General features: G+C 41.3%; 26 protein-coding genes. All 26 read left to right on the forward strand.

The genetic code is table 11. The annotated features are described in order from the left end of the window. The first annotated feature begins 58 nt into the window (after positions 1–58). The 26 genes from ACTJKG_RS16280 to rpsM all read left to right on the forward strand — a co-directional run bounded on the left by ACTJKG_RS16280 (position 59) and on the right by rpsM (position 13,010). Positions 59–400 carry a hypothetical protein gene (locus ACTJKG_RS16280; protein WP_440739839.1) on the forward strand — a complete coding sequence of 114 codons (342 nt, stop codon included), beginning with the start codon at positions 59–61 and terminating at the stop codon, positions 398–400. A gap of 382 nt (positions 401–782) precedes the next feature. After that, entirely contained in the window at positions 783–1,400 is a 618-nt protein-coding gene (rplC, locus tag ACTJKG_RS16285; protein ID WP_166095886.1) for a 50S ribosomal protein L3, read from the forward strand. Position 1,401: 1 nt separating this feature from the next. After that, a complete protein-coding gene (gene rplD / locus ACTJKG_RS16290) occupies positions 1,402–2,034 on the forward strand; it encodes a 50S ribosomal protein L4 (protein WP_166095884.1) in 633 nt (210 codons plus the stop codon). 2 nt (positions 2,035–2,036) lie between these two features. Continuing rightward, positions 2,037–2,327 (forward strand): 50S ribosomal protein L23, encoded by a 291-nt coding sequence (rplW, locus tag ACTJKG_RS16295; RefSeq protein ID WP_166095882.1) that lies wholly within the window; start codon positions 2,037–2,039, stop codon positions 2,325–2,327. Positions 2,328–2,334: 7 nt separating this feature from the next. Then, positions 2,335–3,162 (forward strand): 50S ribosomal protein L2, encoded by an 828-nt coding sequence (gene rplB / locus ACTJKG_RS16300; RefSeq protein ID WP_172337927.1) that lies wholly within the window; start codon positions 2,335–2,337, stop codon positions 3,160–3,162. After that, positions 3,162–3,428, forward strand: a complete 267-nt coding sequence (gene rpsS, locus ACTJKG_RS16305) for a 30S ribosomal protein S19 (RefSeq protein ID WP_066006044.1) — start codon at positions 3,162–3,164, stop codon at positions 3,426–3,428. The genes rplB and rpsS overlap by 1 nt, the downstream gene beginning before the upstream one ends. 6 nt (positions 3,429–3,434) lie before the next feature. After that, the gene (gene rplV, locus ACTJKG_RS16310; protein ID WP_172337928.1) at positions 3,435–3,863 is read left to right on the forward strand and encodes a 50S ribosomal protein L22; all 429 of its coding nucleotides are present in this window, start codon (positions 3,435–3,437) and stop codon (positions 3,861–3,863) included. Between the two features lie 6 nt (positions 3,864–3,869). Beyond that, on the forward strand, positions 3,870–4,745 hold the full coding sequence (gene rpsC / locus ACTJKG_RS16315) for a 30S ribosomal protein S3 (RefSeq protein ID WP_090462776.1): 876 nt from the start codon (positions 3,870–3,872) through the stop codon (positions 4,743–4,745). A gap of 47 nt (positions 4,746–4,792) precedes the next feature. Further along, positions 4,793–5,215, forward strand: coding sequence for a 50S ribosomal protein L16 (rplP, locus tag ACTJKG_RS16320; RefSeq protein WP_076377413.1), 423 nt, complete (start codon positions 4,793–4,795; stop codon positions 5,213–5,215). A 123-nt stretch (positions 5,216–5,338) separates the two neighbouring features. Then, on the forward strand, positions 5,339–5,548 hold the full coding sequence (gene rpmC / locus ACTJKG_RS16325) for a 50S ribosomal protein L29 (protein WP_172337929.1): 210 nt from the start codon (positions 5,339–5,341) through the stop codon (positions 5,546–5,548). A 16-nt stretch (positions 5,549–5,564) separates the two neighbouring features. After that, positions 5,565–5,819, forward strand: coding sequence for a 30S ribosomal protein S17 (gene rpsQ, locus ACTJKG_RS16330; protein ID WP_090462782.1), 255 nt, complete (start codon positions 5,565–5,567; stop codon positions 5,817–5,819). Between the two features lies 1 nt (position 5,820). Further along, complete coding sequence (rplN, locus tag ACTJKG_RS16335) at positions 5,821–6,189, forward strand: 50S ribosomal protein L14 (RefSeq protein WP_073405786.1); 369 nt, start codon at positions 5,821–5,823, stop codon at positions 6,187–6,189. Position 6,190: 1 nt separating this feature from the next. After that, positions 6,191–6,535, forward strand: coding sequence for a 50S ribosomal protein L24 (gene rplX / locus ACTJKG_RS16340; protein ID WP_172337930.1), 345 nt, complete (start codon positions 6,191–6,193; stop codon positions 6,533–6,535). After that, positions 6,535–7,098, forward strand: coding sequence for a 50S ribosomal protein L5 (gene rplE, locus ACTJKG_RS16345; RefSeq protein WP_090462789.1), 564 nt, complete (start codon positions 6,535–6,537; stop codon positions 7,096–7,098). Before rplX ends, rplE begins: the two co-directional genes overlap by 1 nt. Continuing rightward, on the forward strand, positions 7,091–7,360 hold the full coding sequence (rpsN, locus tag ACTJKG_RS16350; RefSeq protein WP_166095871.1) for a 30S ribosomal protein S14: 270 nt from the start codon (positions 7,091–7,093) through the stop codon (positions 7,358–7,360). Before rplE ends, rpsN begins: the two co-directional genes overlap by 8 nt. Positions 7,361–7,508: 148 nt before the next feature. Then, positions 7,509–7,907, forward strand: a complete 399-nt coding sequence (rpsH, locus tag ACTJKG_RS16355) for a 30S ribosomal protein S8 (RefSeq protein ID WP_076377401.1) — start codon at positions 7,509–7,511, stop codon at positions 7,905–7,907. 16 nt (positions 7,908–7,923) lie between these two features. After that, complete coding sequence (gene rplF / locus ACTJKG_RS16360; protein ID WP_090462794.1) at positions 7,924–8,481, forward strand: 50S ribosomal protein L6; 558 nt, start codon at positions 7,924–7,926, stop codon at positions 8,479–8,481. 5 nt (positions 8,482–8,486) lie between these two features. Continuing rightward, on the forward strand, positions 8,487–8,837 hold the full coding sequence (gene rplR, locus ACTJKG_RS16365; protein WP_172337931.1) for a 50S ribosomal protein L18: 351 nt from the start codon (positions 8,487–8,489) through the stop codon (positions 8,835–8,837). Positions 8,838–8,849: 12 nt separating this feature from the next. Beyond that, positions 8,850–9,368, forward strand: coding sequence for a 30S ribosomal protein S5 (gene rpsE, locus ACTJKG_RS16370; protein ID WP_076377395.1), 519 nt, complete (start codon positions 8,850–8,852; stop codon positions 9,366–9,368). A gap of 6 nt (positions 9,369–9,374) precedes the next feature. Next, positions 9,375–9,554, forward strand: coding sequence for a 50S ribosomal protein L30 (rpmD, locus tag ACTJKG_RS16375; RefSeq protein ID WP_166095860.1), 180 nt, complete (start codon positions 9,375–9,377; stop codon positions 9,552–9,554). A gap of 4 nt (positions 9,555–9,558) precedes the next feature. After that, positions 9,559–10,005 (forward strand): 50S ribosomal protein L15, encoded by a 447-nt coding sequence (rplO, locus tag ACTJKG_RS16380; protein ID WP_076377391.1) that lies wholly within the window; start codon positions 9,559–9,561, stop codon positions 10,003–10,005. Between the two features lie 6 nt (positions 10,006–10,011). Further along, positions 10,012–11,352, forward strand: a complete 1,341-nt coding sequence (gene secY, locus ACTJKG_RS16385) for a preprotein translocase subunit SecY (RefSeq protein ID WP_172337933.1) — start codon at positions 10,012–10,014, stop codon at positions 11,350–11,352. 8 nt (positions 11,353–11,360) lie between these two features. Next, entirely contained in the window at positions 11,361–12,152 is a 792-nt protein-coding gene (map, locus tag ACTJKG_RS16390) for a type I methionyl aminopeptidase (RefSeq protein WP_172337934.1), read from the forward strand. Positions 12,153–12,216: 64 nt separating this feature from the next. After that, on the forward strand, positions 12,217–12,435 hold the full coding sequence (gene infA / locus ACTJKG_RS16395; RefSeq protein WP_022833270.1) for a translation initiation factor IF-1: 219 nt from the start codon (positions 12,217–12,219) through the stop codon (positions 12,433–12,435). 8 nt (positions 12,436–12,443) lie between these two features. After that, complete coding sequence (gene rpmJ / locus ACTJKG_RS16400; protein WP_074487407.1) at positions 12,444–12,560, forward strand: 50S ribosomal protein L36; 117 nt, start codon at positions 12,444–12,446, stop codon at positions 12,558–12,560. 72 nt (positions 12,561–12,632) lie between these two features. After that, positions 12,633–13,010 carry a 30S ribosomal protein S13 gene (gene rpsM / locus ACTJKG_RS16405; protein ID WP_166095852.1) on the forward strand — a complete coding sequence of 126 codons (378 nt, stop codon included), beginning with the start codon at positions 12,633–12,635 and terminating at the stop codon, positions 13,008–13,010. The last annotated feature ends 122 nt before the right edge of the window (positions 13,011–13,132 follow it).

Genomic DNA, 13,132 nt, shown 5'->3' on the forward strand with positions numbered 1-13,132 from the left:
ATGTCCGTGGATAGGCTTTCATATCACGGAGGCATCTGACCAGTTAATTATATTCCGGATGTTGTCAGAAAAACTGGGTTACATCAGCATCAAACCGGTGATTTATTTTAAGCTCAATATCATCATTGCCCCGTTGGTTTTTTATATGGTGATTTGTTTATGGCTCAGGTATACGATTAAATTAAAGATGGCAGAAAAATCATTTGCTGCCGGACAGGAAACTTATCAGTTAATCATCCGCAAGCATTCTAAAACGTTTGCTAAGGTAAAGGATAAAGATTTTACTTATTTTAAACGGATAATTGAAGGGGAGGTGTTTATGAAAAATGACACTGCCTTTTTGCGGAATATTAAAAAACATGCCCATGACGATAAAAACGAGCTCAGCATTTATATATAAAGATACGCTGTTTAACTATCCACAGCTAAAAAGCAAAGTTATTTTACAGGATCGCTTGTAAGCTTTAAACAATAAAAGGGAATAGCTGGAAGAAAATATTACCGGCGAAATTCCCATTTCAGGAATCTTTACAGGCATGGTTTTTATCATTTCTGTGTAAGCATTAAAAATCATATTTTCGCGGCAGGTATTAAATACCTTAGGCGCCAGCCAAATACCCCCGGAGCTCTTGTGAAAAACGTTTGTGGAAAAATATTAAAAAATAATTCACTAACTATTTGAGAGTTAATACAAAATTCCTATCTTTGCCGTCCCTTAAGGGGAAAATAATATGCCTTGAACGAAGCCCTACTGCTTCGATGGGCACAAACAAATTAAAGAAATGTCAGGAATTATTGGTAAAAAAGTAGGAATGACCAGCATTTTCGACGAAACAGGGAAGAATATTCCCTGCACAGTAATCGAAGCTGGCCCTTGCGTGGTAACACAAGTTAGGTCTGTTGATACAGACGGGTATGCTGCTGTACAGCTGGCATATGGCGACAAAAAGGAAAAAAACACTTCTGCACCTTTAAAAGGTCACTTCCAAAAAGCAGGTACTGCTCCAAAGCGTAAACTTGTTGAATTCAAAACTTTCGAAGACGAAAAAAACTTAGGTGACACTGTTACTGTAGAGATTTTCGCTGCGGGAGATTTTGTGGATGTGGTTGGTACCTCAAAAGGTAAAGGTTTTCAGGGTGTGGTAAAACGTCACGGTTTTGGTGGTGTGGGTATGCAAACTCACGGTCAGCACAATCGTTTACGTGCGCCGGGTTCTTTGGGTGCGTCATCATGGCCATCTCGCGTATTTAAAGGTATGCGTATGGCGGGTCAAACCGGAAACGGCCGTGTTAAAGTTCAGAACTTACAAGTTGTGAAAGTTTATGCGGAGCAGAATCTGTTAGTTGTTAAAGGTTCCATCCCAGGAGCTAAGGGTTCATTCGTAATAGTTGATAAATAAGATGGAAGTTAACGTATTAAACGTATCAGGTAAAGAAACAGGTGCCAAGGTGCAGCTTCCTGAGTCGGTATTCGGCATTGAACCCAACGATCACGCGATCTATCTTGATGTTAAGCAGTTTTTAGCTAACCAGCGTCAGGGTACACACAAAGCAAAACAGCGTAACGAAATTGCAGGTTCAACCCGCAAATTATATAAACAAAAAGGTACAGGTGGTGCCCGTGCAGGTAGCGTAAAATCTCCGTTGTTTAACGGTGGTGGCCGTGTATTTGGTCCGCAACCACGCGATTACAGCTTCAAATTAAACAAGAAACTGAAATCACTGGCACGTAAATCGGCTTTATCATACAAAGCAAAAGATAACAATATCCTGGTTTTAGAAGATTTTAGCTTTGATAGCATCAAAACTAAAAACTACCTTAAACTGGAGGCTGATCTGAATGTTACCAACGATAAAACATTATTGGTAATTGCAGCCGCTGATAATAACAATGTGTATTTATCAAGCAGAAACCTGAAAAAATCAAAAGTTATTTCGGTTGAGCAGTTGAACACTTATGATGTGTTAAATGCTGGCAAACTGTTATTAACTACAGGTGCTGTTAAAACTTTGGAGGAAGCATTAGCTAAGTAATTATGGAAATTTTAAAGAAACCCCTACTTACTGAAAAAGTAACTCAATTAACCGAGAAACTTAACCGTTATGCTTTCAAAGTTGATCACAGAGCAAACAAAATTCAGATTAAAGGTGCCATTGAGGCAATGTATGGTGTAAACGTTACGGCGGTAAACACCATGAAATACGTCGGCAAACTTAAAACTCGCAACACTAAGGCAGGCGCCGTTCAAGGCCGCTCTGCTACTTACAAAAAGGCGATCATTACGTTGAAGGACGGTGAAACAATTGATTTTTACAGCAATATATAATTAAGACATGGCAGTAAAGAGATTTAAACCGGTTACTCCGGGTACCCGCTTCCGAGTTGACGTATCTAACTCAGATATCACAACAAACGTTCCTGAAAAATCGTTGGTTGTAGCGTCTAACAAAAGATCGGGCGGTCGTAACAACAGCGGTAAAATGACTATGCGCTACCTGGGTGGTGGCCATAAACAAGCATACAGGTTAATCGATTTCAAACGTAATAAGTTTGATATCCCGGCAAAAGTTGCCACTATTGAATATGATCCAAACCGTTCTGCACGTATAGCTCTGCTACACTTTGTAGATGGCGAGAAAAGATATATGATTGCTCCGGAAGGCTTAACAGTTGGTACGGTAGTTGTATCTGGCGAGACCGCAACTCCAGAGGTTGGTAATACCATGCCTTTGAAAAACATCCCGTTAGGTTCTATCATCCACAACATTGAGTTAAACCCAGGCCAGGGTGGTGTTATCGCCCGCAGCGCCGGTACTTATGCTCAGCTTTCAGCTCGCGATGGTAAATATGCTATCATCAAATTGCCTTCAGGCGAAACCCGTATGATACTGTCAACTTGCTTGGCAACTATCGGTACCGTTTCAAATGGCGAGAAAGCAAACGCAGTGTTGGGTAAAGCTGGCCGTAACCGTTGGTTGGGCCGCAGACCAAGAGTTCGTGGTGTAGCCATGAACCCGGTAGATCACCCTATGGGTGGTGGTGAGGGTAGAGCCTCAGGTGGTCATCCACGTTCACGTAAAGGTTTATTGGCTAAAGGCTACAAAACCCGTGATAAGAAAAAAGGGTCGGATCGTTATATCATTGAAAGAAGGAAAAAATAATGGCACGTTCAATTAAAAAAGGACCTTATATTGATCATAACCTGGAAAGAAAAGTTCTTACCTTGAATGATTCAAATAAAAAATCAGTTGTAAAAACATGGTCACGTCGTTCCATGATCTCTCCTGATTTCGTTGGTCATACATTCGCAGTACACAACGGTAATAAATTTATCCCTGTGTACGTAACAGAAAACATGGTTGGTCACAAGTTGGGAGAATTTGCTCCAACCCGTACATTCCGCGGTCACGCAGAAAAGAAAAAATAACAGGCAATGGAAGCAACAACAAAAATCAAAAAGTCTGTATTGATCAGGCAACAAAAAGAAGCAGCAAAAGCCCAGGTTGGCGGTGCTTCAGTTGCTAAACTACAGGACTGTCCAACTTCACCACGCAAAATGCGTTTGGTAGTTGATCTTATCCGTGGCGAGAACGTTGAAAAAGCGTTGTACATATTAAAATATACTAACAAAGAAGCTGCTATTCGTGTAGAGAAACTTTTGTTATCAGCCATCAAAAACTGGGAAGCAAAAAACGAAGGCAAACGTGTTGAAGACAGCGCTTTATTTGTAAAAGAAGTTTCAGTAGGCGGTGGCCGTCAACTGAAAAGATTACGCCCTGCTCCGCAAGGAAGAGGATACCGTATCCGCAAACGCTCAAACCATGTAACCCTTATAGTGGATAGTAAAAACGATAATAATTAATTTGAAATGGGACAGAAAGCACATCCAATAGGTAACAGATTAGGAATCATCAGAGGATGGGATTCTAATTGGTTCGGTGGCAACAACTACTCCGACAAATTAGTTGAAGACGAAAAAATCCGCAAATACCTTTCAGCTCGTATTGCTAAAGGTGGGGTATCCAAAGTGGTTATCGAACGTACATTAAAACGCATCACTGTAACTATTCACACTGCCCGTCCGGGTATCGTGATCGGTAAAGGTGGTCAGGAAGTTGACAAGATCAAAGAAGAGTTGAAAAAACTTACCAAAAAGGAAGTTCAGATCAACATTTTCGAGATCAAACGTCCTGAGCTTGATGCGCAATTAGTGGCAGAAGGTATCGCAAAACAACTGGAAGCACGTATCTCTTTCCGCCGTGCCATGAAAACTACCATCGCTTCAACCATGAGAATGGGTGCCGAAGGTATCAAAATCATGACATCAGGCCGGTTAGGCGGTGCCGAGATGGCACGTAGCGAACAATACAAAGAAGGAAGAATTCCTTTGCACACTTTCCGTGCTGATATTGACTACGCACTGGCAGAAGCTTTAACCACTTATGGTAAAATAGGTGTTAAAGTATGGATTTGCAAAGGCGAAGTTTACGGAAAACGTGACTTGTCTCCAAACATCGGCGGCACAAGCAGCAGTAGCGGTAAAGGTGGTCGTCCAGACGGTGCTCCGGCATTCGGCGGACGTGACAACCAACGCGGTGGCGAACGTGGCGGCGAGCGCAGAGGCGACAGAAAACCAGGTGGTGACCGCCGTGGTGGTGGAAACAACAACCGTGGTGGTGGTCAAGGTGGCAACCGTCCAGGTGGCCAAGGCGGCAACCGTCCGGGAGGCCCAGGAAAGAGATAATAATTAAAGTAGAGAAAGATATCGTAACGATATAAAAGCTTAAGAAAATGCTACAGCCAAAAAGAACGAAGTTCAGAAAGATGCAAAAAGGCAGGATGAAAGGTTTAGCCACCCGTGGTGCAGAACTTTCATTCGGATCTTTCGGTATAAAATCACTCGAAGCGGCCTGGATCACCAGCCGCCAGATCGAGGCTGCGCGTATCGCTGTAACACGTTTTATGAAACGTGAAGGCCAGGTATGGATCAGGATATTCCCTGACAAACCGGTAACTAAGAAACCAGCAGAGGTACGTATGGGTAAAGGTAAAGGTGCTCCAGAATACTGGGTTGCGGTAGTACGCCCCGGAAGGATCATTTTTGAAGCCGAAGGTGTACCATTGGACGTTGCTAAAGAGGCTTTACGCCTTGCAGCACAAAAACTTCCGGTACAAACCAGATTTATAGTACGTAGAGATTACGTAGAAGCATAAACGGAAAGTTAGTTGAGAAGTTGTAAAGTTTTCATGTTGTGAAGTTAGATGCCGAACATTCACCCATCAAAAAAACAATACAGCGTTGAAACTGCGAACAACAACAACAAATAACAAAAGAAAATGAAGAACTCAGAAATTTTGGAGCTATCAACTGAGGAATTGGTTGCAAGAGTAGGCGAGGAGAGAACAAACCTTACCAAACTTAAATTTGCCCATGCAGTATCAGCTATTGAGAATCCAACACGTATAACAAAAGTACGCAAGGACATTGCTCGGTTAAATACTGAATTAACAAAGCGTAAAGCTGCGTCAACTTCTGAAAACAAATAATTAAGCGTTCAGAAAAATGGAAAGAAATTTAAGAAAAACACGTACCGGTTTGGTAGTTAGCAATAAAATGCAAAAATCAATCGTAGTAGCTGTGGAACGTAAAGTAAAACACCCTATCTACGGTAAATTCGTAAAGAAAACTACCAAATTCATGGCTCATGATGAGACAAATACCTGTGGTATTGGTGATACCGTATTGATTATGGAAACACGTCCGTTGAGCAAAAGCAAAAACTGGAGATTAGTTCAAATTATAGAAAGGGCTAAATAAGATGGTACAACAGGAATCAAGATTAAACGTAGCCGATAACAGCGGAGCTAAAGAAGTTTTAGTGATCCGTGTATTGGGCGGTACTGGTAAAAGGTACGCATCAATCGGCGATAAGATAGTAGTAACTGTAAAAAGCGCTTTACCATCAGGTAACGTAAAAAAAGGTACTGTATCAAAAGCCGTAGTAGTACGCACCAAAAAAGAGATCCGCAGAAAAGATGGTTCATACATCCGTTTCGACGATAACGCAGCTGTATTGTTAAATAACCAGGACGAGCCGAGAGGTACCCGTATCTTTGGCCCTGTTGCAAGGGAACTGCGTGAGAAACAATTTATGAAAATTGTATCATTAGCACCGGAGGTATTGTAACATGGAAAAGAAAAAACACGAGCAACCAGCTAAATTAAAGATCCGTAAAGGTGACCTGGTTAAAGTTATAGCCGGTGATTCAAAAGGAACACAAGGCAAAATTGTTGAGGTTTTGTTAGACAAAGGCCGCGCTATTGTTGAAGGTGCCAATATGGTATCAAAACATACCAAACCTAACGCTGCCAACCCTAACGGTGGTATTGTTAAACAGGAAGCTGCTATACATATTTCAAACCTAATGCTGGTTGATCCTAAATCAGGTAACCCAACCCGTGTTGGCCGTAAGAAAAACGATGCCGGCAAATTAGTAAGGGTAGCAAAAAAATCAGGGGAGGAAATTAAGTAATGACTTACATACCAAGACTCAAAACAAAATACAAAGAGGAGATCCGTACCGCTCTGAAAGATAAATTTCAGTATAAAAGCGTAATGCAGGTTCCTAAACTGGAAAAAATTGCCATTAACCAGGGTGTTGGCGCTGCCACAACCGACAAGAAATTGATCGAAAACACCATCACTGAGTTAACTACCATCACCGGTCAGCAGGCAGTTGCTTCAAAATCTAAAAAAGATATCTCAAACTTCAAATTGCGTAAAAATATGCCGGTTGGCGTACGTGTTACCCTGCGTGACAACACAATGTATGAGTTTTTGGATCGTTTAATCGCTGTTGCCCTGCCACGTATCCGTGACTTTAAAGGTATCAACGACAAAGGTTTTGACGGAAGAGGTAACTATACATTAGGTATTACGGAACAAATTATCTTCCCTGAGATAAATATTGATAAAATCAATAAAATTCAAGGTATGGATATTACCTTTGTAACCTCCGCAACAAACGATGTTGAAGCATTGGAGTTGTTGAAACAATTTGGATTACCATTTAAAAATCAAAATAACAATGGCTAAAGAAGGTGTAAAAGCACGTGAATTAAAACGCGCTAAATTGGTTGCTAAATACGCAGAGAAAAGAGCAGCCCTTAAAGAGGCCGGCGATTATGCAGCCTTAGATAAATTGCCTAAAGCTTCATCTCCGGTAAAATTACACAACCGTTGTAAATTAACCGGCCGCCCTCGTGGTTATATGCGTCAGTTTGGCATTTCACGTGTAACATTCCGTGATATGGCATTAGCTGGCAAAATACCGGGAGTAAAGAAAGCAAGCTGGTAAAAAGTTAAAATTCAAAAGTCAAAATTCAAAAGTGCCTTACCGGCGTTTTTGAATTTTGAATTTTTACTTTTGAATTAAAAAATGAATTAACCGATGGAAGGTCGCCCGGGATGTTACCGGAAGGAAACCACCGTCATAACACAATAAAATGAATACAGATCCAATCGCAGATTATCTTACAAGAGTAAGGAATGCTATTAAAGCCAACCATAGGGTTGTTGAAATTCCTGCATCAAATCTGAAAAAGGAAATCACGAAAGTGCTTTTCGACAAAGGTTACATTGCCAATTACAAGTTTGAGGAAGTTGGTCCGCAAGGCAGCATTAAAGTTGCTTTAAAATACCACCCGATAACTAAAATTTCTGCTATCCGCAGCATTCAGCGCATCAGTAAACCAGGTTTGAGGAAATACGCAGGTACCGATAACCTGCCAAGAGTATTAAATGGTTTAGGAATCGCTATCCTGTCAACTTCAAAAGGTGTAATGACCGATAAAGAAGCCCGTCAGCAAAATGTAGGTGGCGAAGTATTATGCTACGTTTATTAATAGGAGAAATTAAGCAATGTCAAGAGTAGGAAAAGCACCGATAGCACTACCTCAGGGAGTTGCCGTTACCGTATCAGCAGAGAATGTTGTTACTGTAAAAGGCCCTAAAGGTGAGTTGCAGCAAGCGGTTGATAGCGATATCACCATTGCACAGGAAGATGGCCAGTTGTTAGTACAACGCCCTTCTGAACAAAAACGTCATAAAGCATTACATGGTTTATACCGTGCGCTTTTAAATAACATGGTAGTAGGTGTAACCACTGGTTACAAAGTGGAGCAGGAATTAGTGGGTGTAGGTTACCGTGCTACCAATACAGGTAATACTTTAGATCTGGTGTTAGGTTACTCTCACCACTATGTATTTGAATTACCAAAAGAAATTAAAGTTACAACCACTGCTGAGAAGGGTAAAAACCCAACCATCATCCTGGAATCTATCGACAAACAACTGATCGGTCAGGTAGCGGCAAAAATACGCTCGTTACGTGCACCAGAACCATACAAAGGTAAAGGTATCAAGTTTGTTGGCGAAGTATTGAGAAGAAAAGCAGGTAAATCAGCATCTAAAAAATAATCGTCATGGGAGCTAAATTATCAAGAAGAGACAGGATTAAAAAAGGCATCAGAAAACGCCTTTCAGGATCAACAGAGCGTCCTCGCCTGTCAGTTTACAGAAGTAACAAAGGAATTTACGCGCAGATCATTGACGATTTAACCGGTAAAACTATCGTATCGGCTTCATCTTTATCAAAAGACTTTTCTGCAACTGGCAATAAATCAGATCAATCAGTAGCCGTAGGCAAACTGGTAGCTCAGAAAGCTATTGCAGCAGGTATTAAAGATGTGGTTTTCGACAGGAACGGTTATTTGTACCATGGTCGTGTTAAATCACTGGCCGAAGGTGCACGTGAAGGTGGTTTAAACTTTTAATCGAAAAGAGAAATGTCAACAATCAACATAAAAAGAGTAAAAACAAGCGAGATCGAATTAAAAGACCGCTTGGTAAGCATACAACGCGTTGCCAAAGTAACCAAAGGTGGCCGTACATTCAGTTTCTCTGCCATTGTGGTAGTAGGTGACGAGAACGGTGTTGTAGGTTACGGCTTAGGTAAAGCCAAAGAGGTTACCGAAGCTATTGCAAAAGGCATTGATGATGCTAAAAAGAACCTGGTAAAAGTTCCTATCTTAAACGGAACTATACCTCATGAGCAAATTGGTAAATTTTCTGGCGGTTTTGTTTTCATTAAACCAGCAGCAAATGGTACTGGTGTTATTGCGGGTGGTGCAATGCGTGCCGTATTAGAGTCGGCAGGTATCCACAACGTACTGGCAAAATCAAAAGGTTCATCAAATCCGCACAACGTGGTAAAAGCAACTGTATCTGCATTAGCGCAATTACGCGATGCGCATACTGTAGCTCAGCAACGTGGCGTTAGTTTAGGTAAAGTATTTAACGGATAATCAGTCATGGCCAAAATCAAAATAACTCAGATTAAGAGCGTGATCGACAGAAGTGAACGCCAGAAAAAGACAATCGAAGCTTTAGGCTTACGTAAAATTAACCACAGTGTGGAAGTTGAGGCTACACCTGCTATAATTGGGATGGTTAGAAAAGTTAATCACCTGGTAGCGGTAGAAAACATTTAATATCATGAATTTAAGTAATCTAAAACCTGCAGAAGGTTCTACTAAAAATAGAAAAAGAATTGGCCGTGGTACAGGTTCTGGCCGTGGCGGCACGTCAACCCGTGGCCACAAAGGCGCCGGTTCACGTTCAGGTACCAGCACTAAGGTAGGTTTTGAAGGCGGTCAGATGCCTTTACAACGTCGTGTACCTAAAGTTGGTTTCAAAAACCCTAACCGTGTTGAATACACAGGTGTTAATTTGGATGTATTGCAAGGCTTAGTTGAGAAATTCTCTCTGGCAGCAGTTGATTTCGATACCCTGAAAGAACATGGTTTGGTTTCACGTAACGACCTGGTTAAGATCCTGGGCCGTGGCGAACTGAAAGCCAAATTGGAAGTTAAAGCACATGCATTTACTGCTACAGCTCAAAAAGCTATCGAAGCAGCTGGTGGTACCATAGTTAAGTTGTAAGTTTCAATGAAGAAATTTTTCACCACATTATCCAATATCTGGAAAATCGAAGATCTGAGAGTGCGTATTATAAACACACTCTTATTTCTTTTAATATATCGCGTAGGCTCATTCGTAGTGTTGCCTGGCGTAAACGGTGCGTCATTCGCAAACCAAAAAGCAGAAGGATTAGTAGGATTGTTGAATATGTTTGCAGGAGGTTCGTTTTCACGTGCCTCTATTTTCGCCTTAGGTGTAATGCCTTACATTTCGGCTTCAATTGTGGTGCAACTGCTGGGTATTGCTGTGCCTTATTTTACCAAACTTCAAAAGGAGGGTGAAAGCGGGCGTAACAAGCTAAACCAGTGGACACGCTACCTAACCATCGGTATTACTGCATTGCAGGCTATCGGTTATGTACGTTCACAAATTGGTCCTGATGCACGTTTAATCGGCGATCCCTTGTTTACCTTATTAACTACGGTAGTTTTAACAGCGGGTACATTATTTGTAATGTGGCTGGGTGAAAAAATTACCGATAAAGGTATCGGTAACGGTATATCGTTAATTATCATGGTGGGTATTATTGCCCAATTGCCAGGTGCGTTTATAACAGAGTTCGGCTCCCGTACCAGTGGTACAGGTGGTCTGGTAACTTTCATTGTTGAAATTGTAGCACTGATAGGTGTGGTAATGTTTACTATACTCATAGTACAGGGTACACGCAAAATTGCGGTACAATATGCTAAACGTATAGTAGGTAACAAACAATATGGTGGCGTGCGTCAGTATATACCTTTAAAGGTAAATGCTGCCGGTGTAATGCCTATTATATTTGCCCAGGCACTGATGTTCATTCCGCAAACTGTACAACAGTTTTTCCCGAATGCCGCATCTAACGGTATCCTGATTGCATTGTCAAACTATAACTCATGGCAGCATAACTTGTTGTTTGGTATCCTGATCATCCTGTTCACCTATTTCTATACAGCTATTACGGTTAATCCTAACCAGATGGCTGATGATATGAAAAAGAACGGTGGCTTTATACCGGGCATTAAACCAGGCAAATCAACTGCTGATTTTATTGACGGCGTAATATCAAAAATAACTTTACCGGGATCAATATTCCTGGCTATTATAGCCATTATCCCGGCCATTGCCAGTTTGGTTGGCGTATCTCCGATCTTCGCAAGATTCTTTGGTGGTACTTCACTGATCATCCTGGTAGGTGTAGTTTTGGATACCTTGCAACAAATAGAAAGTCACCTGTTGATGCGTCATTATGATGGTTTAATGAAAACCGGACGGATTAAAGGGCGTACAGCAATTCCTGCTGCTGCCGGAACAACTCCGACAGCTATCTAATTTTAAGCATGTCAAAAATTCTTTACAAGTCTGCCGAAGAAATAGAGCTCATCAGAGAAAGTGCCTTACTGGTATCCCGTACACATGCGGAGGTGGCCAAAGTGATTGGACCTGGTGTTACAACTATTGAACTCGACAGACTTGCTGAAACCTTTATACGCGACAACGGGGGGATCCCTACTTTTTTAAACTACGGAGGGTTTCCTTATTCACTTTGCATATCGCTCAATGATCAGGTGGTACACGGTTTCCCCGGGAACTATGTCTTGCAGGAAGGTGATCTGGTATCGGTTGACTGCGGAGCTACCTTAAACGGCTTTGTTGGCGACTCGGCTTATACCTTCGCTATCGGCGAGGTAAGTGATACGGTTAAGAAACTGATGCGGGTAACCAAAGAGTGTCTTGACCTTGGAGTTGCGAAAGCTGTTGTAGGTATGCGCATAGGCGACATTGGTTATGCGATACAGGAGCATGCCGAGAAGAATGGCTTTGGCGTAGTAAAAGAATTGGTAGGGCATGGCGTGGGCGTAAAGCTCCACGAAAAACCCGAAGTTCCAAACTATGGCAAGCGCGGAGCGGGCATCAAACTGGAAGAAGGAATGGTGATCGCTATCGAGCCCATGATCAACGCTGGCCGTGCCGGTGTTAAGTTTTGGGATGATGGATGGACGGTTTCAACTGTCGATAAAAAGCCATCGGCCCATTATGAGCATACGGTAGCTATTGGTAAAGGTAAACCAGACATTTTATCAACGTTTGAGTATGTTGAAAATGTTTTGAAAGAAAAGCATAATAATTAAATAATTTTTTATTAATTTTGCATCCCGGTTTTAGGGCGGATAATTAAGTAATAATCAACAAAATATGGCTAAACAATCTTCGATTGAGCAAGACGGTACAATTAGGGAAGCATTGTCAAATGCAATGTTCAGGGTTGAACTGGAAAATGGTCATGAGATTATTGCACACATTTCCGGCAAAATGCGTATGCACTACATCAAGATTTTACCTGGCGACAGAGTTAAATTGGAAATGAGCCCGTACGATTTAACTAAGGGTAGAATAACTTATAGATATAAATAAACAAAGAGATGAAAGTTAGAGCATCCATCAAAAAACGCAGCGCTGATTGCAAGATCATTCGCCGTAACGGGAAACTTTATGTTATTAACAAAAAGAATCCTAAATACAAACAGCGTCAGGGATAATTAAAAAAACTGTGATAATTCGTACAACGGTGGCCCGCCGTTCGGTTATCATTTAAAAAACAAACAATAAATATGGCAAGGATTTCAGGTATAGATTTACCGAAAAACAAAAGAGGAGAAATTGGACTTACTTACATTTTCGGTATAGGCCGCTCAACAGCTCAAAGAATTTTGACTGAGGCTGGTATTGATTTTAATACAAAAGTACAAGACTGGACCGATGAGCAATTAGCCTCAATTCGTGGAATTATCAACGATCAGATTAAAGTGGAAGGCGCGCTACGTTCGGAAGTGCAGCTTAACATTAAACGTTTGATGGACATAGGTTGCTACCGTGGTACACGTCACCGTAAAGGTTTACCATTACGTGGTCAGCGTACTAAGAACAATTCACGTACCCGTAAAGGAAAACGTAAAACAGTTGCTAACAAGAAAAAAGCTACTAAATAATATTGAATAGTGATTGTGAGGCGCTAAGCAATTACCGCTTTACAATTCATTAGGATTACCTCATTTGACAATATATATTAATGGGTCCGGGTTATTCACTAACTCAGTAATTCATTAATTCA

It is taken from the genome of Mucilaginibacter sp. 22184 (genome assembly GCF_052045695.1).
GTDB lineage: Bacteria > Bacteroidota > Bacteroidia > Sphingobacteriales > Sphingobacteriaceae > Mucilaginibacter.

Excerpts from the sequence above, each read along its gene's own strand:
- rpsQ (WP_090462782.1), top strand. The coding sequence starts at position 5,565 with ATGGAAAGAAATTTAAGAAAAACACGTACCGGTTTGGTAGTTAGCAAT.
- rplN (WP_073405786.1), top strand. The coding sequence starts at position 5,821 with ATGGTACAACAGGAATCAAGATTAAACGTAGCCGATAACAGCGGAGCT.
- rplO (WP_076377391.1), top strand. The coding sequence starts at position 9,559 with ATGAATTTAAGTAATCTAAAACCTGCAGAAGGTTCTACTAAAAATAGA.
- rplB (WP_172337927.1), top strand. The coding sequence starts at position 2,335 with ATGGCAGTAAAGAGATTTAAACCGGTTACTCCGGGTACCCGCTTCCGA.
- rplR (WP_172337931.1), top strand. The coding sequence starts at position 8,487 with ATGGGAGCTAAATTATCAAGAAGAGACAGGATTAAAAAAGGCATCAGA.
- rpsS (WP_066006044.1), top strand. The coding sequence starts at position 3,162 with ATGGCACGTTCAATTAAAAAAGGACCTTATATTGATCATAACCTGGAA.
- rpmJ (WP_074487407.1), top strand. The coding sequence starts at position 12,444 with ATGAAAGTTAGAGCATCCATCAAAAAACGCAGCGCTGATTGCAAGATC.
- rplV (WP_172337928.1), top strand. The coding sequence starts at position 3,435 with ATGGAAGCAACAACAAAAATCAAAAAGTCTGTATTGATCAGGCAACAA.
- rplW (WP_166095882.1), top strand. The coding sequence starts at position 2,037 with ATGGAAATTTTAAAGAAACCCCTACTTACTGAAAAAGTAACTCAATTA.
- rpsM (WP_166095852.1), top strand. The coding sequence starts at position 12,633 with ATGGCAAGGATTTCAGGTATAGATTTACCGAAAAACAAAAGAGGAGAA.
- rplF (WP_090462794.1), top strand. The coding sequence starts at position 7,924 with ATGTCAAGAGTAGGAAAAGCACCGATAGCACTACCTCAGGGAGTTGCC.
- rpmC (WP_172337929.1), top strand. The coding sequence starts at position 5,339 with ATGAAGAACTCAGAAATTTTGGAGCTATCAACTGAGGAATTGGTTGCA.
- infA (WP_022833270.1), top strand. The coding sequence starts at position 12,217 with ATGGCTAAACAATCTTCGATTGAGCAAGACGGTACAATTAGGGAAGCA.
- rpsC (WP_090462776.1), top strand. The coding sequence starts at position 3,870 with ATGGGACAGAAAGCACATCCAATAGGTAACAGATTAGGAATCATCAGA.
- rplD (WP_166095884.1), top strand. The coding sequence starts at position 1,402 with ATGGAAGTTAACGTATTAAACGTATCAGGTAAAGAAACAGGTGCCAAG.
- rplP (WP_076377413.1), top strand. The coding sequence starts at position 4,793 with ATGCTACAGCCAAAAAGAACGAAGTTCAGAAAGATGCAAAAAGGCAGG.
- rpsN (WP_166095871.1), top strand. The coding sequence starts at position 7,091 with ATGGCTAAAGAAGGTGTAAAAGCACGTGAATTAAAACGCGCTAAATTG.
- secY (WP_172337933.1), top strand. The coding sequence starts at position 10,012 with ATGAAGAAATTTTTCACCACATTATCCAATATCTGGAAAATCGAAGAT.
- rplC (WP_166095886.1), top strand. The coding sequence starts at position 783 with ATGTCAGGAATTATTGGTAAAAAAGTAGGAATGACCAGCATTTTCGAC.
- ACTJKG_RS16280 (WP_440739839.1), top strand. The coding sequence starts at position 59 with ATGTTGTCAGAAAAACTGGGTTACATCAGCATCAAACCGGTGATTTAT.
- rpsE (WP_076377395.1), top strand. The coding sequence starts at position 8,850 with ATGTCAACAATCAACATAAAAAGAGTAAAAACAAGCGAGATCGAATTA.
- map (WP_172337934.1), top strand. The coding sequence starts at position 11,361 with ATGTCAAAAATTCTTTACAAGTCTGCCGAAGAAATAGAGCTCATCAGA.
- rpmD (WP_166095860.1), top strand. The coding sequence starts at position 9,375 with ATGGCCAAAATCAAAATAACTCAGATTAAGAGCGTGATCGACAGAAGT.
- rplE (WP_090462789.1), top strand. The coding sequence starts at position 6,535 with ATGACTTACATACCAAGACTCAAAACAAAATACAAAGAGGAGATCCGT.
- rpsH (WP_076377401.1), top strand. The coding sequence starts at position 7,509 with ATGAATACAGATCCAATCGCAGATTATCTTACAAGAGTAAGGAATGCT.
- rplX (WP_172337930.1), top strand. The coding sequence starts at position 6,191 with ATGGAAAAGAAAAAACACGAGCAACCAGCTAAATTAAAGATCCGTAAA.